Source organism: Mycobacterium sp. JS623 (assembly GCF_000328565.1).
Classification (GTDB): Bacteria; Actinomycetota; Actinomycetes; order Mycobacteriales; family Mycobacteriaceae; genus Mycobacterium.
This window is the reverse complement of sequence record NC_019966.1, coordinates 5,504,079-5,531,059: the sequence shown is the minus strand read 5'-3', so window position 1 is coordinate 5,531,059 and position 26,981 is coordinate 5,504,079. Positions and strand designations below refer to the sequence as shown.

Here is a 26,981-nt window from a genome sequence, read left to right as displayed (position 1 = left end):
GGCACGGCAGTACGATTGCCTGTGAGATGGAAGGCATCGAGTGACGGCAGCTCAGGCCGGGCAGCGACAAGGCGCCGGCGAGGAGAAAAGCAACTTTCGCCAACGCCTGCTCGACGCGCTCGAAGCCTCGATCGCCGACGACGGTTACTCGCGCACGACCGTCGCCGACATCGTGCGCCGGGCGCGGACGTCGCGGCGCACCTTCTATCAGCACTTCGACACCAAGGAAGCCTGCTTCGTCGCACTGCTTCACGATGCGAATGCCGCGCAGGTTCGGCAGATCGCGGCGGCCGTCGACCCCCATGCGCCATGGCGTACCCAGGTGCGGCAGGCGATCGAGGCCTGGATCTCCACGGGCGAATCGCGGTCCCCGCTGATGCTCAGTTGGTTCCGTGACGTGCCCTCGCTGGGCGAAGCCGCGCGCCGGTTGCAGCGCGACGCGACCGAGAACTTCATCGAAATGGTGCAGGCACTCGGCGGCACCGACGAGTTCCGCGCCGCAGGCATCGCTCCCGTTTCCCGTCAACGCATCATCATGCTGCTCGGCGGCCTCCGCGAACTCGCGGCGATCACCGTCGAAGAAGGTGGTCAGATGAGCGACATCACCGAGGAAGCGGTGGACGCCTCGGTTGCGCTGCTGACGCCGCGCGATCAGACCGACTAGCCGACGACGCTGATCGCCTGTGTCGGGCAGGAGTCGGCGGCATCCTGAACGGCCTCTTGATGCGCCTCGTCGATCTCTGCGCTGAACGCCAGCCGCGCGTCCTCGTCAACCCGGAAGACGTCAGGCGCCAACCCGGTGCACAAAGCCGATAGGGCACAACGGTTTTCGTCCCATTCGATGCGCATCAGGCGATGCTCCTGACCCGTGCCGAGACGGCAGGCGCGAATATGACGGCGTCATCGATAGGGCCGCGGCGCAGCAACCGTACGTCCTTGACATAGTTCTGGTGCAGCCGCCATGGCGCCCGATCGCCCTGCTTGGGCAGTTCGGCCAGGCTGCGCTTGACGTATCCCGATGCAAGATCCAGGAACGGGTTCGCCGCCGTGGTGCCTGCAGCATCGGGCGTGACCGACGCATAACCTCCCGTGTCCATGTGCTTGAGCAGCCGGCACACGTATTCGGCAACCAGGTCGGCCTTCAGCGTCCACGATGCATTCGTGTAGCCAATCGTCCACGCGAAGTTCGGCACTCCCGAGAGCATCATTCCCTTGTAGGACACTGCTTTTGACAAATCGACCGTGCGCCCGTCGACTTCCAGTTGCATGCCGCCGATGGCAAGCAGATTCAGTCCGGTGGCGCTGACTACGATGTCGGCCTCCAACTCGGCCCCGGACTGCAGCCGAATACCGGTCTCGGTGAAGGTGTCGATGTGGTCGGTGACGACGGAGGCGCGGCCGTCGCGAATGGCGGTGAACAGATCGCCGTCAGGAACCAGGCACATCCGCTGGTCCCAGGGGTTGTAGGTCGGCGCGAAATGGGTGTCGACGGCGTAGCCCTCGGGAAGCCGCCTGATCGCATCCTTGCGCAGCATCGATTTCATCATCTCGGGACGACGGCGGCTCAGGTTGAAGATCGCGATCGCCTGTAATGCGTTCTTCCACCGCACGATCGCGTAGGCGAGCTTCGGCGGCAGCCACGCCCGCAGCCGGTCGGCAATCGCGTCGCTGGCAGGCCGCGATGCGACGTAGGTCGGCGAGCGCTGCAGCATCGTGACGTGCGCGGCCTCTTCGGCCAGCGAAGGCACCAGGGTCACCGCGGTCGCTCCGCTGCCGATCACGACGATGCGCTTGCCGCGGTAGTCGAGGTCTTCAGGCCAATGCTGCGGGTGGATCACCGATCCGTGAAAATCCTCCACGCCAGGGAATTTCGGGCTGAAGCCTTCGTCGTAGCGGTAGTACCCGGTGCAGACGTACAAAAATGAGCAGCTGATCGTGAACCGCTCGTCGGTGTCGGCGCGATGCACGTCGACCGTCCAGCGCGCTTCCTCGCTGTCCCAATTGGCGTTCACCACACGGTGATTGGTTCGGATTAGCTTGTCGATACCGAAGGTCTGCGCGGTGTCATGGATGTAGCGCAGGATGCTGGGCCCGTCGGCGATGGCCTTCGGATCGGTCCACGGTGAAAATCGATAACCCAGCGTGAACATGTCGGAGTCCGACCGGATGCCCGGGTAGCGGAACACGTCCCAAGTGCCGCCAATGGCGTCGCGGGCTTCGAGTACGACGACTGACTTGTCGGGGCACTCGCGGCGCAGTTGGCACGCGGCGCCGACGCCGGATAACCCGGCCCCGACGATCAAGACATCCACTGTTTCCGCTGGTCGTGACATCGACGCTGCCCTCTCGACTCGCTCCTGGTACTACCCTGTACCAGTCTCGGTACCAGAAGGTACCACTATTAGACGCGTGTGGAAAGGGGCTTGTGCAGATCGGTACTTTGACGTACCGTGGTCCGGTACCTTTGAGTACCACCAACGGAGGTGTTCACATGGCTGTGGCGACCACGGACCCGGTGCGACTGCCACCCGCTCCGCGGATACCGAAGCTTCTACAAGGGATCGGCTTCGTCGCCGCCCGGGAGAAGTCGGTCGCTGCGATGGCGCGGCGATACGGCTCGGCGTTCACGCTGCGCCTGCCGGTCTTCGGTGAGGCGATCGTGGTCAGCGACCCGGCCTTGATCAAGGATCTGTTCACCACCAACACCGATCTCATCGCCCGGGCCGGGGTGCTTGGCGAAATGTTCGGTCCCGGTTCGACCTTCAGCCTCGACGGCCCCGAGCATCGCGAGCGCCGCAAGCTTCTGGTTCCGCCGTTCCACGGCAAGCGGATGGCCTCCTACGAAGGGATCATCGAAGAGGAAGTGCTGCGCGAGGTCGCGTCATGGCCCGAGGGCAGGGAATTCGCAACCATGCCATCGATGATGCGCATCACGCTCAATGCGATCCTTCGCACGGTCTTCGGCGCCGAGGGGGCTGCGCTCGACGAACTGCGTGACTCGCTGCCCGACATGGTGCTGCATGCCTCCCGGCTGGCCGTGATGCCGTCGATTCTGCGCCGCGACGTCGGGCCGTGGAGTCCGGGCGGCAAGCTGGCGGCGAATCGCGAACGATACGACGCGATCGTGCGCCGCCTGATCGCCGACATCCGCAACGATCCGAAGTTCGACGAACGCAACGATGTCCTGACGCTGATGCTGCAGGCGCGGTACGACGACGGCTCGCCGATCTCCGACGACCACGTCGCCGACGAGCTGCTGACCCTGTTGGCCGCAGGGCACGAGACCACGGCGACGACTCTGGCGTGGACGGTCGAGCGGCTGCGCCGTCACCCCCGGCTGCTGGCACGGTTGGCCGCGGAGGTCGACGCGGGCGGATCCGACCTGGTGCAGGCCACGATCTGGGAGGTGCAACGCACTAGGCCGGTAATCAACGGCACGGCCCGTTTGACGAAGACCCGGATCCGCTTGGGGGAGTGGGTAATTCCCGAGGGATATACGGTGATCGCAAGCATCTCGCTTGCACACGCGTCGGAGAAAAGCTTCGCCGACGCCACGGCGTTCAACCCCGACCGATTCATGGGCAACCCGCCGGACAACTACGCGTGGATTCCCTACGGCGGCGGGGTACGTCGTTGCATCGGTGCGGCCTTCGCGAACATGGAGATGAATGTGACATTGCGGACACTGTTGCGAGAGTTCGAGTTCGGCACGACGTATGCACCAGGCGAACGCCTGCACTCGCGTGGCATCGCGACCGCGCCCGCGCACGGCGGGCGTGCCGTGGTGTACCGGCGCGCCACCAAGTCGGCATCGCGGGCCGGCGCAACGCGTCGGGTTTCGGCATGACCGCGCGCGAGGAGATGCTCGTCGACGTCGGCCGCGGCATCCAACTGTGCTACGACCAGACCGGTGACCCCGGCGACCCGCCGATCCTGTTGATCGCGGGCCTCGGGCAGCAGTTGCATTCGTGGCCAAACGATTTCGTCGCCGCACTGGCCGGGCGCGGCTACCGGGTGACGCGCTTCGACAACCGGGACGCGGGCCGGTCGACGCACATGACCTCGCGGCCGCCGAGTCCGGTCGCGATGCTTCGCGGACGCAACGAGTACCACCTCGGCGATATGGCGCGCGACACTGTCGGACTGCTCGACGCGCTCGGATATTCCGATGCCCACCTGGTCGGCATTTCGATGGGCGGGATGATCGCCCAGACCGTCGCCGCCCACTACCCGGGCCGGGTCCGCACGTTGACGTCGATCATGTCGACCACCGGGGCGCGACGACTAGGCCGACCGGCGCTGTCGACCTGGCGTCGAATGTTGACATCACGTCCGCCCCGCACCCGCGCTGAGGCGATGGACCGCGCGGCGATGATGTTCTCCCACATCGGGTCTCACGGCTTTCCGTTCGACGAGAATGCGGTCCGCGAGTACGCAGGCATCGCCTTCGACCGTGATTCGAGCCCCGCTGGAATCGCTCGCCAACTCGCGGGCATCTTCGCGTCCGGCGACCGCACCGCCGAACTTCGCAACATCGACGCCCCGACCCTGGTCATTCATGGCGACCGGGACCGGATGGTGCATCCGACCGGGGGAGCGGCCACCGCCCGCGCGATCCCCGGTGCCCGGCTGGAGACCGTCGTCGGCCTCGGCCACGATCTGCCCATCGGCGCGTGGGGCCGAATCATCGACCTGATCACCCAACACACCACGTTCGCACCTGTCACCCATTCTGAGGAGCACGCATGAGTAACCGAAGACGACAACGAGTGAGGATCGCAGCGAGGAACGAGCGAGGACCGGAGCGAGGAGTCGGGGCATGAGTAAGCGCACCATCAGCGGCCGCACCGTCGTCATCACCGGCGCAGCCTCCGGCATCGGTCGGGCTCTGGCGCGACGGCTTTCGGCACACAGCTGCCCAGTTGCCATCGCCGACATCGACGAGAGGGGGCTCAAGGAAACCGAGGCCTCACTGACCGGGCCCGCGTTGCTGCGGGTGCTCGACGTCGCCGACGCCGAAGCCCAGCGCGATTTCGCGGGCGAGGTGGCTGAGTGGGCGCCCCGGCCGATCGGCGCGGTATTCAACAACGCCGGCGTCGCCACGTCTTCGAGCGTGCTGGACACCATCCCCGAGGATGACGACTGGCTGTGGAGCATCAACTTCCACGGAGTGGTCAACGGGACCCGAGCGTTCCTCCCGATCCTCGTCGAGCAGAACGAAGGTGCGATCGTCAACACGTCGAGCGTGTTCGGTCTGGTCGGTATGCCCAACCAAAGCGCTTACTGCTCTGCCAAATTCGCTGTCCGCGGGTTTACCGATTCGCTTCGACAGGAGCTGCGCGGCACTGGTGTGACCGCGATCAACGTCCACCCTGGTGGCATCAACACCAACATCGTGCGAAATGCCCGGTGGCGCAAGGACCCGGAGGGCCGCGGCCGCAGCCACGATCAGATGGTGGCTGAGTTCGCCGCGATCACACTGACCCAACCCGACAAGGCCGCCGAGATCATCCACCGCGGAGTGGAACAGGGCAAGGCGCGCATCCTGGTCGGGCCGGACGCCTATCTGTTCGACACGCTCGGTCGCCTTGCGCCGACGCACTATTACGACATTCTCGGCCGGCTCGAATCGGTGTTGAGGCGGCGCAGTCAGACGAATGCTGCGCCCGAGGCTGGATCCGCTGACTTGCAGAAGAGCGCGCGTTAGCGTCTGACCCATGCGCGCGGTAGTCATAACCAAGCACGGTGACCTGTCGGTCATGCAAGTGCAGCAACGCCCCGACCCGCCGCCGCCGGGCCCAGGGCAGGTGCGCATCGCGGTGCGGGCAGCCGGGGTCAACTTCGCCGATCACCTTGCGCGCGTTGGGCTGTATCCCGATGCACCGAAACCGCCGATGGTGGTCGGTTACGAGGTGGCGGGGACGATCGAGGCCGTCGGCGACGGGGTGGATGCCGCTCGCGTAGGGGAGCGGGTCTTCGCAGGCACTCGCTTCGGTGGTTACGCCGAAATCGTCAACGTGCAAGCGGCAGACGCGGTGGCGATACCCGACTCGATGAGCTTTGAGCAGGGCGCGGCGATCCCGGTCAACTACGCGACCGCGTGGGCGGCATTGCACGGCTACGGCTCGTTGCAGGCCGGTGAGCGGGTGCTGATCCATGCTGCGGCAGGCGGCGTCGGGATCGCGGCCATCCAGTTGGCCAAGGCGGCCGGTGCCGAGGTGCACGGGACCGCGTCGCCAGGTAAGCACAAGCGGCTAGCGGAGCTGGGCGTCGACCGCGCCATCGACTATCGCCGCGACGGTTGGTGGAAAGGTCTGCCGCCGTACGACATTGTGCTGGACGCGATCGGCGGCAGGTCGCTTAATCGGTCCTATGAGTTGTTGCGTCCTGGCGGTCGGCTCGTGGGCTACGGCGCATCGGCCATGCAGCAGGGGGAGAAGCGGTCTCTGCGCACCGCGCTGCCGCAACTGCTGTCGATGTTGCGCGGTTTCAATCTGATCAAGCAGCTGTCGGAGTCCAAGACGTTGATCGGGCTGAACATGCTGGCGTTGTGGGACGACCGCGGCACGCTGCAGCCGTGGATCGAGCCACTGTCAAGCGCGCTGGTCGACGGCATCGTCCAACCCGTCGTGCACGCGGCCGTGTCCTTCGCCAACGCCGCTGAGGCCCACCGTATCTTGGCGGCACGCGAGAACGTCGGCAAGGTGGTGCTTGTCCCGTAACAGGGCCCGCGCCTTATCAGAGGGCTCCGACATTTTTGGGCTCGGGCGTGTAGTTATCCCCAGGTTCGAATTCATCCACAGACTGGCTGGCGGTGGTCGCGAGTTGTCAATGGCGCCAGAAGAATTGAAGTGTGTTCGAGGGATGTGGTGAGGCGGAGTTGCTTGATCTGATGGGTGATGCTCAGCAGGTCGAGCGGGCTGCGTCGGCGCACCGGTTGATGGCCATCGGCCAGTACACGGTGCGTCGGATCGCCGAGCAGACCGATGAGCACAGCCGGTGGGCGGTGGACGGCTGGGAGCAGATCGCCGCGGAGATCAGCGCGCAGTTGGGTATCAGCCGCAAACGCGCGTCTGCGCAGATGAGCGACGGGCAGAGCCTGATCGAACGCCTCCCCAAACTGGCTGCGGTGTTTGCGGCTGGGCAGGTGGATTTCCGGGTGATCGCCGCGGCGATTTATCGCACCGATTTGATCACCGATGCTGACGCGTTGGCGGTGGTCGACGCGCAGTTGGCGGCCAAGGCGCCCTCGTGGAACACACTCTCGCGTGAGAAGGTCGCCGAGTTGGTCGACTGGATTGTCATCGAGGCCGACCCCGAGGCGATCCGGGCCGCCAAACAGCGCGACGCCGATCGCCATATCGAGGTGCGGCCCGGCGCCAACGGGACCGCCGAAATCTATGGTGAGGTCCGCGGCCCGGATGCCGCGGTCTTCGACACCGCCCTCAACGAATTGGCCGCCACGGTGTGCCCCAATGATCCACGCACCCACAAACAGCGCCGCACCGATGCGCTGAGCCCCCTGTCGGCGCGGGCCACCAGCATGCCGTGCCTGTGTGGTTCACCGAACTGCCCCGCCGCCGGTGTCGAGGTGAGCTCAAGTCCGATGGTGATCAATCTGATCGCGGAGGTCGCCACCGTCGCCGGCACCAGTGATAAACCGGGGTATCTGCCCGGCTATGGCGCGGTACCCGCGGAGACAGTGTCTGAGCTCGCCAAGAGCGCCTCACTGCGCCCGGTCCCCAACGCGAACGAATTGGGTGCCGAAGAAAACTATCGGCCCTCGGCGGCACTGACGCGGTTCATCCAGTGCCGCGATCTAACGTGCAGCTTCCCCGGCTGCGGTCAACCCACGGTGGGTTGCGATATCGACCACAGCGTGCCCTACCCGCACGGGCCCACCCATCCGTCCAACACCGGGCTGAAATGCCGCATCCATCACCTACTCAAAACCTTCTGCGGCTGGACCGACCGCCAACTCCCCGACGGCACCATCGAGTGGACCTCACCACGCGGGCGCACCTACACCACCGCACCGGCCGGGGCCCGCTTCTTCCCCCAACTCGCCACCCCCACCGAAACGCTGACCCTGCCCAATAGTCCACCGCCCGACCCGAACCGGGACCTGGCGATGCCCAAACGACAACGCACCCGAACCCAAGACCGCCAACACCGCATCGAGTACGAACGCGCACAAAACCGCGCCCGCTACGAAGCCGACCCACCACCCTTCTAGGCGGTGGCCTGCGCCCTCTCCAGCAGCGCCGGGTCATGCGCGCTGACGATCAACAGGTCCGGCTCCTGACGCTGATAGAGCTCCGCTAGTCGAGTGTGATTGTCCCGCACTGCGTTTCGATCGAACGCGACCATCGCCTCCATCGCCGCGAGCCCACGCGGTACCCGCGTCCCCACGAGGGTGCCGTGGTGATAGAAGGCGTCACCGGCGTGCAGTACCCAGCGATGCCCCGCATCGACCGCCACGCAGGCGTGGCCGCGGGTGTGTCCGGGAAGCGACACCAGCGCAATGCCGGGCGCGATGTCGGTGAGTTCCTTGGCAGCGGCGAAGCCGCGCCATTTCTCACCCTGCGGGTCGTGCTCGACGATGTTCGGTGTGTGCGCCCACTGCGCCGAGCGATATCGAATCTTCTCCCGCCTCGACGGAGCCCGTAGCGCGCCGAGCGCCTCCGCAGCGGTCAGATGGACCTGCGCAGCAGGGAAGTCCGACAAGCCGCCGGCGTGATCCATGTCCAAATGCGTGATGATGATGTGCCGCACGTCATCTCGCGCGAAGCCGAGCCGGCCGAGCTGGTGCATGACGGTCTCGTCGTGGCTCAGGATTGGCCGCGACATGCGGCGGGCCGGTCCTACCCGTCGCGGGTCGTCACAGTCATGGGTGCCAAACCCGCTGTCCACCAACACAAGTCCATCGTCGGTTTCAATCAGGAGTACGTGGCAAACCATCGGGCTCGGCAGCTTCATCGTGCCGCAGTTCAGGTGGTGCACCTTCATGTCAGCCGCCAAGTCCCAGGCGCGACGCCAGCAGCTCTTCGACCTCGCGACGCGCGGCCACCAGATCGACTTGATCGTCGAGTACCCGCTGCAGGGCCACGCCCCGCAGCATCGCCACGATCACCGTCGCCATCCCGTTCGGATCGACCAACCCCGTGACTTCGCCGGCGCTGACCGCCAATTGGATCCGTTTCTCGATCTCCTCGCGAAACTCCCGGTCGGCCGAGATCATCTGCGGCCGAACATCTTCGGACGGCCCTGCGACCGCATCGGCCCACAGCACCAGCCGCGCCCGGTTCACCGGCTGAAGGTCCGCGACCACTCGGAAGTAGAAGTCGACCAACTGCCGCAGCTGGTCGATCGGCGAATCAGATTGGCTCTTTTCGGCTATCGCGTCACGGAACTGGCTGGTGACCGTCTCTACGAGCCGCTGCATCAAAGCACCCTTCGACCCGAAGTGATGCGTCGCCAACCCGCGGCTGTAGCCCGCACGCTCGCCGACGTTTGCAAGGGTTACCCGGGCCGGTCCGACCTCGGCGACAAGCTCCGCTGCCGCGCGCACGAGTCGGCGTTCGGCTTCGATCCGACGCTGTTCCTGTGTGCGCGGCAGGCCCGACTCAGTCACCGGGCGTGCCTGCCAGCGCCAGCAGTTCGCCGCGGCCGATCTGGGTGACCAGGCTGGCGGTGTCAAAGTAGATGCGCTCGTTGATGATTCGCTCGCCATCGAAGAAGAACACCGCGATCATCGGCACCTGGAACGACTTACCGGTCGGCGGCATGCCGTAGAACTCGCCGAGATTCGTTCCCAGCAAGTCGAATTCGACGATCACGGTGTCGTCAGAGACATGGAAGCGGGCATTCTCGTGGCGTTGGTCGGGAAACGCGGTGCGGGTCGTCAGGTAGTAGCCCATGACCTCGTCGTCGCCGTCATAGACCTGACCGGTGGCCATGATCTCGTAATGCGGGTGGCCCTCCCCGTTGGTCTTGAACGTGGCCAGCGTCGCGTCGAACTCCTTGGTCACCTCGGTGTCCATGTGCTCGCGGATGATTGCGAGTCGACGCTGTCGCAGATCGTCAGTGATCATCGGGTCTCCCTAAGACTTGCTTGTTGACGAACAAGTTACGGTACGCGGTGGTACCGTGTCAATGCCGGACCTCAGTTTTGTTTCGTCGCCGCCCGCGCGAGCATGCGCATCAACACCTGGCAGATGGCCGCGAGCGGGGCCTTGACCAGCGGAGACCTAGCCGACGAGGTGAGCGTATAGCTGATCTGGGTGCCTGCCCCGGCTTCGCTCAGCCGTACCTCGCCGCTGTATCCGGGGAACGGCACGCCGGACAGCGCCTTATAGGCGAGCACGTGAGGCGGCTCGGAGGTGACGACTTCCTCGACGATGTCGGGCCCGGGCCCCGCTGATGCGATACGACGAATGGCCCCAACGCCATTGGGGTCGGTCGTGCCGACCTTGTCCATCGTCACCGTCAGCCCCGGTGCCCAGCGGCCGATCCCGAAGTGATCGCTCAGCGCGTCCCATACGGTTTCGATCGGCACCGCGACTGTCTTTTGCGATGTGACCTGCATTGGGGTCCTCCTAGACGGTTGCGTTGGCGTACTCGTAGTTTGTCCAGTCGTGTGGGCAGCTCATCACCGTGTCCGACTCCCGGCGCCACCTCATCGAGCTCCTTGGCGGTGGCGAACCCCCGCCACAATTCACCGCCCGGGCTGTGCTCGACGATCTTTGGTCGATGCGCCCATTGCACTCGACGAAAGCGGGCCTTCTCTCCGCGCGTCGGGGCTCGCAGCGCGCCTAGCGCCTCCGCGGTGGTGATATGGATCTGCGCGTCTTGGAAATCGGAGATGCCGTCGATATGGTCAAGGTCGAAATGCGTGAGGACGATGTGCCGCACGTCGTCGGGCCGAAAGCCAAGTCGCTCAACCTGATTGACGGCGGCCTCAGCAGCGTTGAGCACCGGGCGGATCAGATACCGGGACGGCCCGGCCCGGCGGGGCGGATCGGCGCAGTCCCGCGTCCCGAACCCGGAGTCGATCAATACCAGCCCGTTGGCCGTCTCGAGCAGCAATGCGTGGCACACCATCTCGCCGCACCCGAGCGGATACAGGATTCCGCAGTTGAGGTGGTGAACCTTCACTCGTGCAGTTCTACACGGGCGAGTCGACGCCCACAGATGATTGCTGGTGCCGATGCTGCCGCTCGACGGTCGCGAAGTAGAAGGCGAACGCGAACGTGCAGCTGGTGAACAAGCTCGACACGAAGAACAGCCACGGCCGGCGGATGCCGCGGCGACGCCCGTCGACGATCGTGAACAACGGCAGCAGAAGGACGTTGACGATCGTGTAGTCGGCGCTGGCCGAGGCTGCCGCGGGGTTGGCGTATCCGAGCGAAATGAACTGGCCCCAGTTGGCGCCCTCGCCCCAGAAGCGGTTGGCCGAATACTCGTAGACGTACTTGATGTTGAAGTACCAGCACAGCGGCAGCGATACGACGCCGATCGTCCAGAACGCAATCTCCAGGACGGAGAAGCGCGGCCCGTTAGGTGGCCGGGAAAAGATCTTCGGGTTCGACGCAATGGTGAACCATATGGTCGCAATTCCGAGAAGCGCATGCACGACGAGGGAGACCATGACGGCAGTCTCGCCACCGATTCCAGTTTTGTCAATATTGACATAACCGGATTGCGGTACGTTACCGGACATGGTCCGGCCTGCTCAAACGGCACGCAGCGAGCGCACCCGCGAGGCGTTGCGACGCGCGGCGGTGGTGCGGTTCACCGCGCAGGGCATCGAGGACACGTCGGCGGAGCAGATCGCCGCCGACGCCGGGGTGTCGCTGCGAACCTTCTATCGGCACTTCGCGTCAAAGCACGATCTGTTGTTCGCCGACTACGACGCCGGCGTGCACTGGTTCCGCAAGGCGCTGGCGGAACGGTCGTCCGACGAATCGATCATCGAGTCGGTGCAGGCTGCGATCATGGCTCGGCCCTATGACGACTGGGCCGTGACGGAGATCGCTGCGCTTCGCGCCCAGGAGCTCGAGCCCGGCCGGATTGTTCGCCACATCCGGCAGTTGGAGGTCGATTTCGCCGAAGCGATCGAGGAGCGCCTAGCCGGGGACAATCCGCCAAAGGCGGGCACCGATGAACGCATGCACATCACTGTCACTGCGCGCTGCATCGCCGCAGCGGTGTTCGGAGCGATGGAGGTCTGGATGCTCGGCGACGACCGGTCGCTGCCCGAGTTGGACCGACTGTGCCGGGCGGCGCTCAAGTCGCTGCGGACGGGACTCCTCGACCAGGACTAACGAGAAGTTTTGTCATTATTGACAAAACTGGGGGGTGCGTGTCAGCCTCACCCCATGACGGACTTTGACGCGATTGTCGTGGGCGCGGGCCACAACGGACTGACCGCAGCCGTACTACTCCAGAAGGCCGGGCTGCGCACGCTTTGCCTCGACTCCAAGCTCTACGCAGGCGGAATGGCGTCGACGGTCGAGCTATTCGACGGCTTCCAGTTCGAGATCGCCGGCTCCGTGCAGATCCCGACGTCGGCGACGGTCAGCCGGGAACTCGGGCTCGACGGACTGCCGACCGTCGACCTCGACGTGATGTCGGTGTCGCTGCGCGGCGTCGGCGACGAACCCCTGGTCTACTACACGGACCCGATGAAGCTGCTGACGCACATCAACGAGGTACACGGTGCCGAGGCCGTCAACGGGATGGCCGGTCTGATGGCGTGGTGTCAAGCGCCGACGCGCGCGCTCGGCCGCTTCGATGCGGGCACGCCGCCGAAGACGCTCGATGAGATGTACGCCTGTGCGACAAACGAATTCGAGCGTTCCACGATCACCGACCTGCTGTTCGGCTCGGTCACCGATGTGATCGATCGCTACCTGCCGGACAAGGAGAAGAACGGCGCGTTGCGCGGCATGCTGGCGCTACTGGCGTGCAACACCACCTACCGCGGGCCCGCCACTCCCGGCACCGCCGCGGCCCTGGCGTACGGGTTCGCCGTTCCGGACGAGAACGCGTTGCTGGTCAAGAAGGTGCGGGGCGGAATCGGCGCGTTGACGGCGCATCTGCTCGACGTGTTCACCTCGCACGGCGGCGAGCTACGGCTGCGCAGCAAGGTCGACGAGATCCTGGTCGCCGACGAGCGGGTCAGCGGCGTCCGGCTCGAGGACGGCACCACGATCAGCACACCGGTCGTCGTCTCCGGCATCGCGCCCGACCTGACGATCAGCATGGTGGACGGGGCCGCAGTTCCAGCGGACATCCGGGAGCGGTTCTCCCGCGTCGATCACCGCGGCAGCTACCTGCAGATGCACTTCGCGCTCGACGGCGTTCCGGAATTCGCGGCGCCCTACGAGATGCTCAACGATCCTGCCATGCAGTCGAATATCGGCATTTTCAGCACGCCGGAAGATCTCCAGCGACAGTGGGAGGACTGCAGGCGCGGCATCGTGCCTGCCGATCCCTCGATCGCGCTACAGATTCCGTCGGTCAATGATCCAGGCCTGGCGCCGCCAGGAAAACACGCGGCGTCGGCGTTCTCACTCTGGTTCCCCGTCGAGGAGAGCGACGCCAGCTACGGCGAGATGAAAGTGGAGATGGGACAGCGGGTCATCGACAAGATCACCCGGCTCGCGCCGAACTTCGAAAGCCTGATCCTCAGGCACACCACCTTTACGCCGAAACACATGGGCACCATGTTCGGTGCGCCCGGGGGCGATTACTGCCACGGCCTGATCCACCCCGACCAGATCGGCATCAACCGGCCAGGGCCGAAAGGCTATGTCGATCAACCGATTCCGATCGACGGGTTGTACCTGGGCAGCGCTGGCTGCCACGGTGGGCCTGGCATCACGTTCATCCCCGGCTACAACGCCGCGCAGGCGGTGCTCGCCGACAGCAACTGACGCGTTTCAAGGTCCCTGAGGCGGGGAACGCCACCGGGCATGGCAATCACTGTTGCCGTCACGGGCCCGACAGGCGACATCGGCGTCTCAGCGGTCAAGGCGCTCGAAGACGCACCGGAAGTGGAGCGAATCATCGGGATGGCGCGGCGTCCCTTTGATCCGGCCGCACATGGCTGGACCCGGACGGAGTATCTGCAGGGCGACATTCTGGACCGCGACGCCGTCGACGCGCTGGTCGCCGAGGCCGATGTGGTGGTCCATCTCGCCTTCATCATCATGGGTTCCCGCGAGGAGAGTGCCCGCGTCAATCTCGAGGGCACGCGCAATGTCTTCGAGGCGACGGTGGCAGCTGACCGCCCACGCCGATTGGTGTACACCTCGTCGGTGGCGGCATACGGCTACCACACCGACAATCCGGTGCCGATCACTGAGGATGTGCCGCCGCGCGGCTCTCCTGAGCACTATTACTCCGAGCAGAAGGCCGCCTGCGAGGCCACGCTGGCCGAAATCACCGACGGCTCGTCGCTCGAGGTGTACGTGCTGCGGCCGTGCACCGTGGCTGGGCCGAAGGCGCCGGCGCTCGCCGAGGCGATGCCGTGGAACCAGCTGCCCGGGCCGGTCAAGCGAGTCGCGCAGGCGCTGCCGTTGCTGAAGCCTCCGTTCCCCGATCCAGGCACCCCGTTGCAGTTGGTTCATCATGACGACGTCGCGGCCGCAATCGCTTTGGCGGCAACGACTTCCGCGCCGCCAGGCGCCTACAACATCGCGGGTGATGGGGTGCTGTCGATGTCCGACATCGCCCACACACTCGGCGCTCGACCGTTCCGGCTTCCCCGGGTGGCGGCTACGGCAGCGTCTGAGGTCATTGCGCGCCTGCCGTTTGTGCCCTCGGTGCTGGAGTGGCTGCATGTGGGCCGCACATCGGTGGTGATGGACACGGCCAAAGCGAAGTCGGATCTGGGCTGGACCCCGAAATACACTGCAGCCGAGACACTCTCGTCCCTGGCCCAGGCGATCTAGCGATCGTCGGTGTCCTCGGCGGGCCCACTGGGCGTCGCGCCGCCTTCGTCGGACCAGTCGACGCGATCCTCGGAACCCTTGGCGGGGTCGCTTTGAACGTCATCATCCGCGTTGGCCGCGCCCGCGTCCGAGCCGGCGGTCTGGGGCTTTTTGCTGCTCACCCGTCCTGACTACCCGCCCCGTCGGGCTCAGAAACCGTCAGGACCGCCTCGACGACGAACGCGCTCTTTTCCAACTCCTGCTCAAGACGGCGAAGGGTTCGGGCGACAGACGACTCCGCCTTATCGCCTACCAGGTCGACACTGGCCACGATGAAAAGCTGCTTCGGGCCGATGAATTCGAGCCGAAGGTAGCGCACCGCTGCGATCTCCGGCATCTCCTCCAGCTGAGTGTGTGCCGCGTCGTACAGCGCCGGTGTGCCGGGCTCGCCGGTCAGGAACCGGCGATTGCGGTCAATCAACAGCACTGCCACACCAGCGAGTAACAAGCCGATGAGAATGGAGCCGGTCGCGTCCCATGCCACCTCGCCCGTGACTTCATGCATGGCGATCCCGAGCGCCGCGACGACGATACCGATCAGCGCCGCGCTGTCCTCGGCGAACACCGCGCGCACTGTCGGATCGGAGGTCAGCAACGCGTGGGTGAGAAGGTCACGATCGAATCGCTTTGCCTCTCTGCGTAACTGACGCATGGCCTGCAGCCAGGACACGCCTTCGAGCGCGAACGCCACCGCCAAGACGATGTAGGCAACCCGGTAGTCTTCGGCTCCGCGTTCACCGTGGAGTAGCTCGTCGACACCGCGCCACACCGAAACCGTCGCGCCAATGACGAACAAGCCAACCGCGGCCAACAGCGACCATACGTAGGCCTCGCGGCCATAGCCCAGCGGATGGCGTTCATCGGGCCGGCGAGCGCTGCGCCGGTCGGCGATGAGCAGGAAGATCTCGTTGCCGGTGTCGGCCCAGGAATGTGCGGCCTCGGCGGCCATCGAGGCTGAACCAGTGATCACGCCGGCAACCGTCTTGGCAACCGCGATCGCGAAATTCGCACCGAACGCGACCAGTACGGTCAGTGTGCTTTCGCCGCCGGCCTTGGGCACGAGCGCTCAGTCGCGCTGACGCAATAGCTGGACCCAGTCCTTTGGCACCCTGTCATTCGGCCCTGGCGCCGTCTGATCGGCGGGATGAGACTCGGGCGCGGCGAGCTCTGGCCCGTCGTAGTACTCGTTGGTTTCGTAATTCCAGAACCAGTCTTCGCCGGGCTCGAAGGACCTGATGATGGGATGACCCGTCTCCCGCCAATGCGCAGACGCGTGCCGGGCCAACGAGTCGTCGCAGCAGCCGATGTGTCCGCATGCCGCGCAGCGACGCAGATGCACCCACCAGCCACCGGCCGCATCGCATTCAACACAGCCCGTGCCGCTCGGCGGAACTGTCGGATCCACGGTGGTCATAGGTGACGAGCCTACCGACGCAGCCGCCGCGCGCTCGCAAGACTATTAATCCACTTGATTCGATCGAACTGAGCGAAACCAAATGCGTTGGGGCAACCAGCGAATTCCCTTAATTGACGGCCCTGTTTGGGCACGGAGTCGCGTTGACAGCTAACCCAGGCTCTCTTAGCGTCCCGCCCAAGCCTGGCGACGATGGGAATGCATGTGGGATCTGCGGAGGGGTGCTCGCGCGCGGCAATGACGCTGCAGTCGTCGCTATGCGTTCGTCCTCTCGGCGGCCGACCGTGACAGAGACTGTCTGGTCCAAACCCGCATTCGCCATCGGAGACTTCGTCGTCCTGATCGGCGAGACATTCGCCGCCATGGTTCGTCCACCGTTCGCGTGGCGCGAGTTGCTGGATCAGATCTGGTTCGTGGCCAGGGTGTCGATCGTGCCAACGCTAGTGCTGTCCATTCCGTACACGGTGCTGATCGTCTTCACGCTCAACATCGTGCTGATCGAAGTCGGCGCGGGCGACCTGTCCGGTGCTGGTGCAGCGCTGGCGTCGGTGACGCAGGTGGGGCCAGTGGTCACAGCGATCGTCGTCTCCGGTGCGGCAGCCACCGCGATGTGTGCCGATCTGGGCGCGCGAACAATCCGTGAGGAGATCGACGCCATGAAAGTCATCGGCGTCGACCCCGTTCAAGCTCTGGTGGTGCCACGGGTGATTGCCGCGACTTTCGTTGCGCTGATGCTGTATTCGGTGGTCGCGGTCGTCGGGCTCGCCGGGAGTTACTTCTTTGTGGTCTTCATCCAGCATGTAACGCCGGGGGCCTTCGTCGCGGGGATGACTCTGTTGACCGGCCTGCCACAGGTGGTCGTCTCCTTGGTCAAGGCGCTGCTCTTCGGCCTCTCGGCAGGCTTGATCGCCTGCTACAAGGGCCTGCACGTCGGCGGCGGGCCGACGGCGGTTGGCAACGCCGTCAACGAAACTGTGGTGTTTGCCTTCATGGCGCTGTTTCTCATCAACATTCTGGCCACTGCGTTCGGTGTGAAAGTGGCGCCGTGACGATCAGCGAGAAACGAAGTGGATCGCGCATCGACTTAGCGCTCGTCGACCGGACTCGCAGGCTCGGGGAGCAGACCGCCTTCTACGGCCAAGCGCTCTGGCATACCCCCAACGCTGTGCGGCGCTATCCCGCGATGGTGCTACGCCAGATCGCGGGCATGGGCATGGGCACCGGAGCGTTGGCCGTCATCGGCGGCACGGTGGCGATCATCGGCTTCCTCACGTTGTGCACCGGCGCGTTGATCGCCGCGCAGGGTTACAACACGCTGTCCAATGTCGGGATCGAAGCCCTCACCGGCTTTCTCGGGGCGTTTCTCAACGTTCGGTTCATCGCCCCGGCGACCGCGGGTGTGGCGCTGGCGGCGACCATAGGTGCCGGTGCCACCGCGCAGATCGGGGCCATGCGCATCAATGAGGAGATCGATGCGCTGGAAGTGATGGGGATCCGGGTAATCACCTATCTGGCGTCCACTCGCATCGTGGCGGGCGTGGTCGCGGTCATCCCGATCTACACCGTCTCGGTGCTGATGTCGTTCCTGGCGACCCGGTTCGGGACGACGATCGTCTACGGGCAATCGCGAGGTGTCTACGACCACTACTTCACCACGTTCCTGCAGCCGACGGACCTGTTGTGGTCCTTCATCGAGGCGTTGTCGATGGCGGCCGCCGTGATGGCGGTGCACACCTACTACGGCTACACCGTCACCGGCGGCCCGGCCGGCGTAGGGGAGGCGGTGGGTCGCGCGGTGCGCACCTCCATCACCGCAGGCGTTTTCATCCTGTTGACCATCACACTGTCGGTGTACGGGCAGTCTGGCAACTTCCACCTCTCGGGGTGACGGGCATGGACAACGCATCCCGACGGGGGAAGATCGACCCAATCTGGTGGGCACCTGTGCTGTTTCTCGTGATCGCATCGCTGTCCGCGCTGACGATCCTGCTGTTCAACGGGACGCTGCGCGAAACCATCCCACTCACCCTGGTCTCCGACAGGTCGGGTCTGGTCATGGAGGACGGCGCGAAGGTGAAGCTGCGCGGTGTCCAGGTCGGGGAGGTCGCATCCATCGGCGAGGACGCCAGTCGGTCGAAGCTGACGCTCAAAATGGATCGGGGGCCATTTCAGTATCTGCCGAGCAATGTTGAGGCAGAGATCAAGTCCAGCACCGCATTTGGGGCCAAGTACGTCGATCTCATCGTCCCCGACGATCCGAGTGCGACACCGCTGGCGCCAGGCGCGGTGTTGCACTCACGCAACGTGACCGTAGAGGTGAACACCGTATTTCAGAATCTGCAGTCAGTCGTCCACTCGGTCGACCCGGCGAAGCTCAACGCAGTACTTTCCGCCGTCGCCGAATCGGTGCGTGGCAAGGGCGAGCGCATCGGTGAGGCGATCACCGAAGCGAACAACGTGCTGCTCGCGGTGAACCCCCGGATGCCGACCGTTCGGGACGACTGGCAGCTCTTCGGACAGACTGCTGAAGCGTATTCGGCTGCAGCGCAGGACATCCTGTCGATTCTTGACTCGTTCTCGACGACCGGCACCACGATCACCACGCATGCGAAGTCGCTCGATCAGCTGCTCCTGTCGGCGGTCGGATTCTCGCAGTCGGGCATCAGCACGATCGGATCGAATCAGCCGAACCTGGTGCGGGCGATGAACATTCTGGATCCAACGACCGCTCTTTTCCTGAAGTATTCGCCGACCTACACATGCCTTTTCCAGGGTGCCCAGTGGTTCCTTGACCACGGCGGTCGAGATGCGTTGGGCGGCAACGGCAAGTCGGTGATCATGGACGCCGGCCTGCTGATGGGCGACGACCCGTACCGGTTCCCCGACAACCTGCCGATCGTCAACGCCAAGGGTGGCCCAGGTGGCAAGCCCAGCTGCGGCTCGCTGCCCGACGTCAGCAAGAACTTCCCGGTGAAGTATCTGGTCACCGACACCGGGTTCGGTACTGGTCTGGATATCCGGCCGAACCCAGGCATCGGCTTCCCCGGCTTTGCGAACTACTTCCCGGTGACCAAGGCGAACCCGGAGCCGCCGAAGGTCCGTTACAACGGCCCTCCGGCGCCAGGTCCCTGGCCTACCTATCCAGGTGCACCCCCTTATGGCGCACCGGAATACGGACCGGACGGCACGCCGCTGTATCCGCCTCCGCCTGGGGGGACCCCGTGAGACGCAGAACCGTTCGCGCCGCGACGCGCGTAGCGCTGTTCACCGCGCTGTGCTTGGTGTCGATGTTCGTCCTGGTGACGGTGTTCGGGCAGTTCCGGTTCGACACGCGGGTGTCCTACAGCGCACTGTTCACGAATGTATCCGGCCTCAAGGGCGGCAACTTCGTTCGCATTGCCGGTGTCGAGGTCGGCAAGGTCCAAAACCTGACCCTGCACAGGGACGGCACCGTGACGGTCGACTTCTCCATCGACAAGGGGTTGCAGCTCACGGAGGGCACCAAGGCCGCAGTGCGCTACGAAAACCTGATCGGTGACCGCTACCTGTCCCTCGAAGAGGGGGCGGGGTCGGTGCGCAAACTTCAACCCGGAGAGACGATCCCGCTGGGACGGACGTCACCCGCACTCGATGTCGACGCACTCATCGGCGGCTTTCGTCCGCTGTTTCGTGCGTTGGACCCCAATCAGGTCAACGCGTTGTCCGGCGAACTGCTGAAGGTATTCCAGGGTCAGGGCGGCACCATCTCGTCGGTGCTCGCCCAGACTTCGGCGCTGACAACAACTCTCGCAGGCCGCGACGACCTGATCGGGCAGGTCATCACCAACCTGGACACCGTGCTGGGCACCTTCGCCGCTCGCGACGATCAGTTCTCCGAAGGTTTGGACAAACTCTCACAACTCGTGCAGGGGCTTGCCGAGCGGAAGAACGACATAGCGACTGGCACCGCCTATATCAACGCCGCAGCAGGCTCCGTCGCCGACCTGTTGACAGAAGCACGACAACCGATCAAGGACTTTGTGCAGCAGACGGACCGGGTTGCAGACCAGATCGAAGCCGATCACGACTACGTCGACGACCTGGTCAAGACGCTGCCCGACGCCTATCAGGTGCTCGCCCGTAACGGCCTCTACGGCGATTACTTCGGCTTCTACCTCTGCGACGCGATTCTCAAGGTCAACGGCAAAGGCGGCCAACCCGTGTTCGTCAAACTCGCCGGTCAGGATTCGGGGCGGTGCACCCCGAAATGATGCGATTCACTGGAAAAACGCGGTGGCGGCCTCATATACGACCGCTGAGCGAGCGCAATCGGGTGGTCGTCGGTGCCGTCGGCATCCTCATTCTCATCGTCGCTGTGGTCGCCGTCTTCTCCTACGACAAGATCCCGTTCATCAAAGGCACCTCCGACTATTCGGCGTACTTCTCCGAGGCCGGCGGTATCAAGCCCGGCAGTGACGTTCGGGTGTCAGGCCTCGGCGTCGGCAGAGTATTCAGCATCCACCTCGACGGCGCCAAGGTGTTGGTGGACTTCACTGTCCGCGATGGCGTCGAACTGGGCGACCGGACCGAGGCCGCGATCAAGACCGAAACCGTGCTCGGCACCAAGTACCTCGAACTGACCCCGCGCGGCGACGGCAGTCTCGCGGGCCCGATTCCCCTCGAGCGCACCAAATCTCCCTACGACCTACCCGACGCACTTGGTGACCTGACCACCACCATCAGCGCGCTGGACACCACGCAGCTGTCATCGGCACTCACCACGTTGGCGGACACGTTCAAAGACACGCCGCCCGATTTGAGGATCGCATTGCAGGGGGTGGCCCGGTTCTCCGACACCCTCAACACCCGCGACGCCCAGTTGCGCAATCTGCTGGCCAACGCGAACAAGGTCACCGCTGTGCTGGCCAAGCGCAGCGATCAGATCGCCAGCCTCGTCGCGAACGCCAACGCGCTGCTGGCCGAGCTGCTGTCGCAACGCGATTCGGTCGACGCGTTGTTGAACAATCTCATCGCGGTGTCGCACCAGATATCCGGCGTTGTGAACGACAACCGGACGCAACTCAAACCTGCACTCGATAAGGTCAACGGTGTCCTCGGGATCCTGGACAACCGTAAGAAGGAACTTCAGCGCACGCTGTATCTGCTTCGGCGGTACGCGATGTCGTTCGGCGAGGTGCTGGGATCCGGGCCGTTCTTCAAGGCCTCACTGGTCAACCTGGCCCCAGGTCAGTTTGGTCAGCCGTTCATCGACGCCGCCTTCGCCGATCTGGGTCTCGATCCCAACGTGCTGACGCCATCGCAACTCGTCGACCCGGGTGTCGGCCAGCCGGGAACTCCGGCACTGCCGGTGCCGTACCCACGCACCGGGCAAAGCGGAGAGCCGAATTGGACACTCCCCGAAGCGATTACGGGCAACCCAGGCGATCCCGGTTGCGGGCCGCCCGGGGTGCCGCTGCCCGGCCCAACGGGCTGCTATCCGTACCGCGAGCCCTTGCCTGCGCCGCCGCCCGGCGGGCCGCCGCCAGGACCGCCGGCGCTTGCGCCTGTCGCCGGTGAGCTACCGACCCCGACATTCGGGCCGCCCGTGCCGCAACCCGGGGTCGGTCCGGCCGTTCCCCAACCGACGTCCGATCGGCCGCAGCCTGTTCCGGCGACCGGAGGTCAGTGAGCATGCGCCTGTTGAGAATCGCGACCGCGATCACCCTGGCCATCACGCTTGCCGTCGCGATAACTGTGGTAGCCACGCCGTGGTGGAAGAGCTTCGCCAGGAACACCTTTGTCGCCTACTTCACCAATACCAACGGCCTCTACACCGGCGATGAGGTACGCATTCTCGGCGTCGCCGTCGGCACGGTGGAGGAGATCGACCCGCAGCCGAACGCCGCGAAGGTCACGTTCTCGGTCGACAGGCAGTACCCGGTGCCCGCCGACGTGCAGGCCGCGATTCTGTCGCCGTCACTTGTGTCTGCGCGCGCCATTCAACTCGTCCCCGCATATTCCGGCGGTCCGAAACTGGCTGACGGCGCGTCAATTCCGAAGGAGCGCACCGCGGTCCCCGTCGAGTGGGACGACTTGCGCCAGCAGCTGGAGAAGCTGACCGACTCGCTGCAGCCCACCACACCCGGTGGAATGAGCCCAGTCGGCGAGTTCATCAACAGCACGGCTGCCAACCTGCGCGGCCAGGGCGACACGGCACATGACACGGTCGTCAAACTCTCCAAGGCGATTTCGGCTCTCGGCGACCACAGTACTGACATCTTCAGCACAGTGCGAAACCTGCAGACGCTGGTGTCAGCGTTGTCTTCGAGCAGCGATCTGCTCGCCACGTTCAACACGAACTTGGCGGACATCACGACGGTACTTTCGAACACGCCCAACGAAGTGGCCGATGCGACGAAGGGTCTTGACGCAGCGGTGAACGACCTGCGTGGCTTCGTCGCCGACAACCGAGACAGCATCGGCGTCACCGTCGATCACCTGAACGCTGTCACCACGGCGCTGAACGAGAGCCGCCGTGACATCAAGCAGGTCCTCCACATCGCGCCGACGGTGTTCCAGAACTTCATGAACATCTACCAACCCGCACAGAGCGCCGTCACCGGCATCTTGGCACCGGTCAACTTCGCCGACACCGTCCAATTCATCTGCAGCGCAATCCAGGCCGCGTCGCGAGAGAACTGGGAGAGATCGTCGAAGCTGTGCGTCCAGTATCTCGCGCCGATCATCAAGAACCGCCAGTACAACTTCCCGCCGCTCGGCACCAACCCGTTCGTGGGTGCCTCGGCGCGGCCGAACGAGATCACCTACAGCGAAGACCGTCTGAATCCGCACTTGCCACCGCAGACCCCGCCAGGTGTCCCAGTACCGGCAAACAACCCGGCAGAACCACTGGCGGCAGAAGCGGCCATCGGAGACCTGCCGCCGGAGGCGATGCCCACCGACCCCTCCGAGGGCTTGCAGGGCCTGATGGTGCCGCCTGGGGGTTCTCCGTGAGGCGCATGCTGACCGCGGCGCTGATCGTCGCCTGCCTGTCCGCGATTCCTGGCTGTGAGTGGCGCGGACTCAACTCATTGTCCCTGCCGGGGACCGAAGGCTCCGGCGACGGCTCGTACACCATCCAAGCGCAGCTACCTGATGTCGTTGTGATTCAACAGAACACCCGGGTGCGGGTCGCAGATGTCAACGTCGGCAACGTCACCAAGATCGAGGTGCAGGACTGGCATGCGCTGGTGACCATGCGCATCAACAAAGATGTCCATCTGCCTGCGAACAGCACCGCGAAGATCGGGCAGACCAGCTTGCTGGGGTCCATGCACATCGAACTGGCTCCGCCCACCGACGAGGCGCCGCAGGGTGAGCTCAAGAACGGTTCGGTGATTCCGCTCGCCAGAGCCGATACCTATCCGACCACCGAGCAGACGTTGGCGTCGGTGTCGGTTCTGCTCAACGGCGGCGGGCTTGGTCAGCTTCAGGAGATCAACCAGTCGTTCGCCAAGGCCCTGGCCGGCCGTGAGAACGACATGCGCAGCCTGCTGAATCAGTTGGACACCTTCATCTCTCAGCTCAACGCCCAGACCGACGACATCATCGCGGCCACTGAACATCTCAACTCGTTGGCCGGGCAGGTCGCCGCGAAGGATCAGACTGTCGACAGGGCGCTCACCACGATCCCGCAGGCGCTGGCGGTGCTGTCGGATTCACGCACCAAGTTGGCCAATGCGATCGACGCGCTCGGCAAGTTCAGCGCGATCGCCACGTCGACGGTGAACCAGACCAAGGCATCGTTCGTGAACAACCTGCGCAACATGGCGCCGGTATTCAGGGAACTGGCCAACGCCGGGCCCGCGCTCACGAAGGGGCTGGACTTCCTATCTACGTACCCGTGGGTGAAGAGCACGCTCGCCAACTGGTTCCGCGGCGACTTCGCCAACATCACCCTCGTCATCGACCTGACGCTGAGCCGGATCGACAGCAGCTTGTTCACCGGAACGCGCTGGGAAGGTGATCTCACCGACCTCGAAATTCAATGGGGCCGCACCATCGGGCAGATGCCCAGCCCGTACACCGCGGGCAATCCGCTGATCGCGCCATATCGGTGGGGGGCGTACTAGTGCTGCGGCGTCTGACTCGGCAGGTATGGATACAACTGGCGACCATGGCGGCAATCACCGTCATCGCCGTCGGCGTGATGGCGTTCGGTTTCGTGAAAGTCCCCGCGTTGTTCGGGATCGGGCGATACACGGTGACGGTCGACCTGCCCGCGTCGGGTGGTTTGTACCCGACGTCCGTGGTGACTTATCGCGGCACCGAGATCGGCAGGGTCAAGTCGATCGAGACGACCCGCGACGGCGTTCAAGCGGTCCTGACACTCAACTCCGACACTCCGGTTCCGTCAGACGTTTCCGCGGCGGTCCACAGCCGCTCCGCCGTCGGTGAACAGTTCCTCGAACTGACCCCGAAGTCCGCCAACTCACAGAAGCTACGCGACGGCGATGTCATTCCCGTTGGCAGGGTGCAGATTCCGGCCGATATCGGAAACCTGCTCGACGCGACGAACAGGGCACTGCAGGCGATTCCGCCAGACAATCTGCGGACGGTCGTCGACGAAGCGGATAAGGCCGTTGGCGGTCTGGGGCCTGAGCTGTCGCGCATCGTGGACGGATCGACGGCGCTGGCAATCGAGAGCGGGAAGTCTGTCGATCAAATCAGCCAGCTGATCGATCAGTCTCCGCCTGTGTTGAATTCTCAAGTGCAGACGGCGGATTCGATCGCGACGTGGGCGCAGCGGATGGCGTCGATCACGCGCCAATTCAAGGCACAGGACGCGGCGTTCGCTGATCTACTCAACGTCGGAAGCCCTGCGCTGGAAGAAGGCAGGGCGCTGTTCGACCGGGTGGCGCCCGCGCTGCCGGTCCTGCTCGCGAATCTGGTCAGCCTCGGCGATATCGCGGTGACTTACCGCAACGACCTCGAGCAATTGCTGGTGCTTTTCCCGCAGGGCACCGCGGTCATGTCGGCGATCGCCGTCGCCGATTCCGGTGTCAAACAGGCGTATCGGGGCATCTACCTCGACTTCAACCTGAACCTCAACCTGCCGCCGCCTTGCAACACTGGTTTCCTGCCCGTGCGGCAGCAGCGATCGCCCTCGGACCAGGATTATCCCGAGCGGCCCGCCGGCGAGTTGTACTGCCGCATTCCACAGGATTCGGACATGAATGTTCGTGGCGTGCGCAATATTCCGTGCGAGACGGAACCGGACAAGCGCGCGCCTACGGTGGAGTTGTGCGAAAGCGACGAGCAGTATGTCCCGCTCAACGACGGCCTCAACTGGAAGGGTGACCCCAACGCGACGCTGTCGGGTCAGGGCATACCGCAGTACGCGCCACCGCCACAGCCACCGGTGGCCGCCGTTCCGTATGACCCCGCGACGGGTGACTACATCGGTCCGGACGGAAAGCGTTACACGCGGTCCGATTTGGCGCACCCGGGCAACAAGACGTGGCAGTCGATGCTGATGCCGCCATCACCCTAGCGCTTGCCCTTGCATTCACTCTGCGCTATGGGCGGTGCGTACTCGCGCTTTGTCGCCCTCCGCGCAGAGTCAATGAATTTTAGCCATCGTCGAGTCGGGTGCGCTCCAGTCGGTCGACACGAAGCGGTGGCGGATCAGCCAGTCGTCGCTGACAGGCACGAACACGTCGCGATACCGGCCGTAGTGATCGAGGCCGATCTCGGTGACGACCGTGAAGTAGCAGGTGATCCGCGCCTCGTCCGGTTGTACGTCGGTGAACCGGATGTTCGTCACGTTGTGGCGCACGATGCGCTTGACACGCGGTGTTTGCGCGGGCGTGTTCGGGGCTGAGACGACCCCGCCGAGCAGCTCGACGATCGCGGCGCGACCACGCACCGGGTCGCTGCCGCGCAGCTCGAGCTCGCCGTCCTCGCAGAAAGTTTCGGCGAGCTCGTCGAGGCGCGCCCCGTCACCCGACCAGTTGTAGCGGGCCAGTGTGTCCCTGATGCGTTCGCGCGCCACCAGCTCCCAAAGCTCCATGTGTCGAACGGTAAACCTGGGGGCACCCCCGCCCGAAGGGTAGGGGGACTATGGTCGCGCCATGGCTACCAGCGATTCCCGTGAAGTTGTGATCGAGGCCAGTCCGGAGGAGATTCTCGACGTGATCGCCGACGTCGAATCGACGCCGACGTGGTCCCCGCAGTACCAGAGCTGCGAGATTCTGAACGCTTACGACGATGGGAGACCACGCCAGGTCAAGATGAAAATCAAGACGGCGGGCATCAGCGACGAGCAGGTGGTCGAGTACACGTGGACAGCGAACAAAGTGAGCTGGACGCTCGTCAGCGCCGGCCAGTTGAAGGCTCAGGACGCGTCCTACACGCTGATCCCCGACGGGGAAAAGACCAAGGTCGAATTCGACATCACCGTCGACCTGTCGGTGCCGCTGCCGGGGTTCATTCTCAAGCGGGCGATGAAGGGTGGCGTGGAAACCGCCACCGACGGCCTGCGCAAGCAGGTGCTCAAGGTCAAAAAGGGTGGCAGGTAGTTCCCTGCG

General features: G+C 64.7%; 30 protein-coding genes. 18 read left to right on the top strand and 12 right to left on the bottom strand.

What is annotated here, in order from left to right:
• Positions 1 to 40 precede the first annotated feature (40 nt).
• Positions 41 to 664, top strand: a complete 624-nt coding sequence (locus tag MYCSM_RS26790; RefSeq protein WP_015309312.1) for a TetR/AcrR family transcriptional regulator — start codon at positions 41 to 43, stop codon at positions 662 to 664.
• On the opposite strand, the gene MYCSM_RS26785 is transcribed toward MYCSM_RS26790, so the two are convergent.
• Together MYCSM_RS26785 and MYCSM_RS26780 are read right to left on the bottom strand one after the other, a co-directional pair.
• Positions 661 to 849, bottom strand: coding sequence for a ferredoxin (locus MYCSM_RS26785; protein WP_015309311.1), 189 nt, complete (start codon positions 847 to 849; stop codon positions 661 to 663). The genes MYCSM_RS26790 and MYCSM_RS26785 overlap by 4 nt on opposite strands.
• Entirely contained in the window at positions 849 to 2,333 is a 1,485-nt protein-coding gene (locus MYCSM_RS26780) for a flavin-containing monooxygenase (protein ID WP_015309310.1), read from the bottom strand. The genes MYCSM_RS26785 and MYCSM_RS26780 overlap by 1 nt, the downstream gene beginning before the upstream one ends.
• Positions 2,334 to 2,491: 158 nt before the next feature.
• On the opposite strand from MYCSM_RS26780, the gene MYCSM_RS26775 reads away from it, so the two are divergent.
• The 5 genes from MYCSM_RS26775 (at position 2,492) to MYCSM_RS26755 (ending at position 8,236) form a co-directional block, all read left to right on the top strand.
• Entirely contained in the window at positions 2,492 to 3,847 is a 1,356-nt protein-coding gene (locus MYCSM_RS26775; protein ID WP_015309309.1) for a cytochrome P450, read from the top strand.
• Positions 3,844 to 4,749, top strand: coding sequence for an alpha/beta fold hydrolase (locus MYCSM_RS26770; protein ID WP_015309308.1), 906 nt, complete (start codon positions 3,844 to 3,846; stop codon positions 4,747 to 4,749). Before MYCSM_RS26775 ends, MYCSM_RS26770 begins: the two co-directional genes overlap by 4 nt.
• Positions 4,750 to 4,819: 70 nt before the next feature.
• The gene (locus MYCSM_RS26765; RefSeq protein ID WP_015309307.1) at positions 4,820 to 5,707 is read left to right on the top strand and encodes an SDR family NAD(P)-dependent oxidoreductase; all 888 of its coding nucleotides are present in this window, start codon (positions 4,820 to 4,822) and stop codon (positions 5,705 to 5,707) included.
• 10 nt (positions 5,708 to 5,717) lie between these two features.
• Positions 5,718 to 6,722 (top strand): zinc-binding dehydrogenase, encoded by a 1,005-nt coding sequence (locus tag MYCSM_RS26760; protein ID WP_015309306.1) that lies wholly within the window; start codon positions 5,718 to 5,720, stop codon positions 6,720 to 6,722.
• A gap of 131 nt (positions 6,723 to 6,853) precedes the next feature.
• The gene (locus MYCSM_RS26755) at positions 6,854 to 8,236 is read left to right on the top strand and encodes an HNH endonuclease signature motif containing protein (protein ID WP_015309305.1); all 1,383 of its coding nucleotides are present in this window, start codon (positions 6,854 to 6,856) and stop codon (positions 8,234 to 8,236) included.
• Here the strand turns inward: MYCSM_RS26755 and MYCSM_RS26750 are convergent.
• The 6 genes from MYCSM_RS26750 to MYCSM_RS26725 form a co-directional block, all read right to left on the bottom strand.
• Positions 8,233 to 9,009, bottom strand: coding sequence for an MBL fold metallo-hydrolase (locus MYCSM_RS26750; protein WP_015309304.1), 777 nt, complete (start codon positions 9,007 to 9,009; stop codon positions 8,233 to 8,235). The two genes, MYCSM_RS26755 and MYCSM_RS26750, sit on opposite strands and share 4 nt — an antisense overlap.
• A 1-nt stretch (position 9,010) precedes the next feature.
• Positions 9,011 to 9,634, bottom strand: a complete 624-nt coding sequence (locus tag MYCSM_RS26745; protein WP_015309303.1) for a TetR/AcrR family transcriptional regulator — start codon at positions 9,632 to 9,634, stop codon at positions 9,011 to 9,013.
• Positions 9,627 to 10,094, bottom strand: coding sequence for an ester cyclase (locus MYCSM_RS26740; protein ID WP_015309302.1), 468 nt, complete (start codon positions 10,092 to 10,094; stop codon positions 9,627 to 9,629). Before MYCSM_RS26740 ends, MYCSM_RS26745 begins: the two co-directional genes overlap by 8 nt.
• A 71-nt stretch (positions 10,095 to 10,165) precedes the next feature.
• Positions 10,166 to 10,558, bottom strand: a complete 393-nt coding sequence (locus MYCSM_RS26735) for an SRPBCC family protein (RefSeq protein WP_232425669.1) — start codon at positions 10,556 to 10,558, stop codon at positions 10,166 to 10,168.
• Positions 10,528 to 11,157, bottom strand: coding sequence for an MBL fold metallo-hydrolase (locus MYCSM_RS26730; protein ID WP_015309300.1), 630 nt, complete (start codon positions 11,155 to 11,157; stop codon positions 10,528 to 10,530). The genes MYCSM_RS26735 and MYCSM_RS26730 overlap by 31 nt, the downstream gene beginning before the upstream one ends.
• Before the next feature lie 10 nt (positions 11,158 to 11,167).
• Positions 11,168 to 11,650: a DUF2834 domain-containing protein gene (locus MYCSM_RS26725; protein WP_015309299.1), complete on the bottom strand. Its 483-nt coding sequence runs from the start codon at positions 11,648 to 11,650 to the stop codon at positions 11,168 to 11,170.
• A 70-nt stretch (positions 11,651 to 11,720) separates the two neighbouring features.
• On the opposite strand from MYCSM_RS26725, the gene MYCSM_RS38470 reads away from it, so the two are divergent.
• The 3 genes from MYCSM_RS38470 to MYCSM_RS26710 are packed head-to-tail and all read left to right on the top strand — an operon-like array spanning position 11,721 to position 14,960.
• Entirely contained in the window at positions 11,721 to 12,326 is a 606-nt protein-coding gene (locus MYCSM_RS38470; RefSeq protein ID WP_015309298.1) for a TetR/AcrR family transcriptional regulator, read from the top strand.
• Between the two features lie 54 nt (positions 12,327 to 12,380).
• A complete protein-coding gene (locus MYCSM_RS26715) occupies positions 12,381 to 13,940 on the top strand; it encodes a phytoene desaturase family protein (protein ID WP_015309297.1) in 1,560 nt (519 codons plus the stop codon).
• A gap of 39 nt (positions 13,941 to 13,979) precedes the next feature.
• Positions 13,980 to 14,960, top strand: a complete 981-nt coding sequence (locus tag MYCSM_RS26710; protein WP_015309296.1) for an NAD-dependent epimerase/dehydratase family protein — start codon at positions 13,980 to 13,982, stop codon at positions 14,958 to 14,960.
• On the opposite strand, the gene MYCSM_RS37895 is transcribed toward MYCSM_RS26710, so the two are convergent.
• Genes MYCSM_RS37895 through MYCSM_RS26700 form a run of 3 tightly spaced genes read right to left on the bottom strand, consistent with a single transcriptional unit; the run spans position 14,957 to position 16,413 of the window.
• A complete protein-coding gene (locus MYCSM_RS37895) occupies positions 14,957 to 15,121 on the bottom strand; it encodes a hypothetical protein (protein ID WP_015309295.1) in 165 nt (54 codons plus the stop codon). The two genes, MYCSM_RS26710 and MYCSM_RS37895, sit on opposite strands and share 4 nt — an antisense overlap.
• Complete coding sequence (locus MYCSM_RS26705; protein WP_015309294.1) at positions 15,118 to 16,059, bottom strand: cation diffusion facilitator family transporter; 942 nt, start codon at positions 16,057 to 16,059, stop codon at positions 15,118 to 15,120. The genes MYCSM_RS37895 and MYCSM_RS26705 overlap by 4 nt, the downstream gene beginning before the upstream one ends.
• 6 nt (positions 16,060 to 16,065) lie before the next feature.
• On the bottom strand, positions 16,066 to 16,413 hold the full coding sequence (locus tag MYCSM_RS26700; protein WP_015309293.1) for a UBP-type zinc finger domain-containing protein: 348 nt from the start codon (positions 16,411 to 16,413) through the stop codon (positions 16,066 to 16,068).
• A 257-nt stretch (positions 16,414 to 16,670) separates the two neighbouring features.
• On the opposite strand from MYCSM_RS26700, the gene MYCSM_RS26695 reads away from it, so the two are divergent.
• Genes MYCSM_RS26695 through MYCSM_RS26660 form a run of 8 tightly spaced genes read left to right on the top strand, consistent with a single transcriptional unit; the run spans position 16,671 to position 25,945 of the window.
• Positions 16,671 to 17,462 (top strand): MlaE family ABC transporter permease, encoded by a 792-nt coding sequence (locus MYCSM_RS26695; RefSeq protein WP_051073949.1) that lies wholly within the window; start codon positions 16,671 to 16,673, stop codon positions 17,460 to 17,462.
• Positions 17,459 to 18,301, top strand: coding sequence for an ABC transporter permease (locus MYCSM_RS26690; RefSeq protein ID WP_015309291.1), 843 nt, complete (start codon positions 17,459 to 17,461; stop codon positions 18,299 to 18,301). The genes MYCSM_RS26695 and MYCSM_RS26690 overlap by 4 nt, the downstream gene beginning before the upstream one ends.
• A gap of 5 nt (positions 18,302 to 18,306) precedes the next feature.
• Positions 18,307 to 19,638, top strand: a complete 1,332-nt coding sequence (locus tag MYCSM_RS26685) for an MCE family protein (protein ID WP_015309290.1) — start codon at positions 18,307 to 18,309, stop codon at positions 19,636 to 19,638.
• Positions 19,635 to 20,663 carry an MCE family protein gene (locus tag MYCSM_RS26680; RefSeq protein WP_015309289.1) on the top strand — a complete coding sequence of 343 codons (1,029 nt, stop codon included), beginning with the start codon at positions 19,635 to 19,637 and terminating at the stop codon, positions 20,661 to 20,663. Before MYCSM_RS26685 ends, MYCSM_RS26680 begins: the two co-directional genes overlap by 4 nt.
• Before the next feature lie 35 nt (positions 20,664 to 20,698).
• Positions 20,699 to 22,081, top strand: a complete 1,383-nt coding sequence (locus MYCSM_RS26675; protein WP_041315057.1) for an MCE family protein — start codon at positions 20,699 to 20,701, stop codon at positions 22,079 to 22,081.
• A 2-nt stretch (positions 22,082 to 22,083) separates the two neighbouring features.
• A complete protein-coding gene (locus MYCSM_RS26670) occupies positions 22,084 to 23,406 on the top strand; it encodes an MCE family protein (RefSeq protein WP_015309287.1) in 1,323 nt (440 codons plus the stop codon).
• Positions 23,403 to 24,524: an MCE family protein gene (locus MYCSM_RS26665; protein WP_041312726.1), complete on the top strand. Its 1,122-nt coding sequence runs from the start codon at positions 23,403 to 23,405 to the stop codon at positions 24,522 to 24,524. Before MYCSM_RS26670 ends, MYCSM_RS26665 begins: the two co-directional genes overlap by 4 nt.
• A gap of 2 nt (positions 24,525 to 24,526) precedes the next feature.
• On the top strand, positions 24,527 to 25,945 hold the full coding sequence (locus MYCSM_RS26660; protein ID WP_041315054.1) for an MCE family protein: 1,419 nt from the start codon (positions 24,527 to 24,529) through the stop codon (positions 25,943 to 25,945).
• Between the two features lie 69 nt (positions 25,946 to 26,014).
• Here MYCSM_RS26660 and MYCSM_RS26655 read toward each other — a convergent pair whose 3' ends face one another.
• A complete protein-coding gene (locus MYCSM_RS26655; protein WP_015309284.1) occupies positions 26,015 to 26,464 on the bottom strand; it encodes a nuclear transport factor 2 family protein in 450 nt (149 codons plus the stop codon).
• A 61-nt stretch (positions 26,465 to 26,525) separates the two neighbouring features.
• On the opposite strand from MYCSM_RS26655, the gene MYCSM_RS26650 reads away from it, so the two are divergent.
• Positions 26,526 to 26,972 carry an SRPBCC family protein gene (locus MYCSM_RS26650; protein WP_015309283.1) on the top strand — a complete coding sequence of 149 codons (447 nt, stop codon included), beginning with the start codon at positions 26,526 to 26,528 and terminating at the stop codon, positions 26,970 to 26,972.
• Positions 26,973 to 26,981 lie beyond the last annotated feature (9 nt).